At 66.8% G+C, this 974-nt stretch carries 1 protein-coding gene; it reads right to left on the bottom strand.

Annotation, left to right across the window (positions count from 1 at the left end; translation table 11 throughout):
• Positions 1 to 974, bottom strand: a 974-nt coding sequence (gene glyA / locus F3J18_RS37575; RefSeq protein ID WP_166917216.1) for a serine hydroxymethyltransferase, incomplete at both ends; no start/stop codon positions are given.

Below are 974 nucleotides of genomic sequence, written 5' to 3'. Positions count from 1 at the left end.
TGCGCCGCGCCCAGCGCCGCTTCCGCCGCCTTGCCCGTGATCTTCTTGGCCTGCAGGTCCACCAGCATCACGTGGCTTTCCGTGCGGCCCGACACGATGCGCAGCCCGCGCTTGACCAGCGTCTCCGCCAGCACCCGCGCGTTCTCCACCACCTGCTGCTGGTAGGTCTTGAACTCCGGCGAGGCCGCTTCCTTGAACGCCACCGCCTTGGCCGCGATCACGTGCATCAGCGGGCCGCCCTGGATCCCCGGGAAGATCGCCGAGTTGATCGGCTTCTCGTACTCGGCCTTCATCAGGATCACGCCGCCGCGCGGGCCGCGCAGGCTCTTGTGCGTGGTGGTCGTCACGAAGTCCGCGTGCGGCACCGGGTTCGGGTACACGCCCGCCGCGATCAGCCCCGCGTAGTGCGCCATGTCCACCATCAGGTAGGCGCCCACCGCCTTGGCGATCTTCGCCAGGCGCTCGAAGTCGATCTTCAGCGCGAACGCCGAGGCGCCCGCCACGATCATCTTCGGCTTGTGCTCCTGCGCCAGCTTCTCGGCCGCTTCGTAGTCGATGTCCTCGCCTTCGTTCAGGCCGTAGCTCACGACGTTGAACCACTTGCCCGACATATTCACCGGCGAGCCGTGCGTGAGGTGGCCGCCATGCGCCAGGCTCATGCCCATGATGGTGTCGCCCGGCTTGAGCATCGCGAAGAACACGCCCTGGTTCGCCTGCGAACCCGAGTTCGGCTGCACGTTCGCGGCCTCGGCGCCGAACAGCGCCTTGACGCGATCGATCGCCAGCTGCTCCACCACGTCGACGTATTCGCAGCCGCCGTAGTAGCGCTTGCCGGGATAGCCCTCGGCGTACTTGTTGGTCAGTTGCGAGCCCTGCGCGGCCATCACGGCCGGGCTCGTGTAGTTCTCGGAGGCGATCAGCTCGATGTGATCTTCCTGGCGCTGGTTTTCCTGCTGGATCGCCTGCCAGAGGTC

The sequence above is a fragment of the Burkholderia sp. Ax-1720 genome (assembly GCF_011753035.1).
Classification (GTDB): Bacteria; Pseudomonadota; Gammaproteobacteria; order Burkholderiales; family Burkholderiaceae; genus Burkholderia; species Burkholderia gladioli.
The sequence above is the reverse complement of the archived record's forward strand: the minus strand, read 5'-3'. Positions and strand labels throughout refer to the sequence as shown.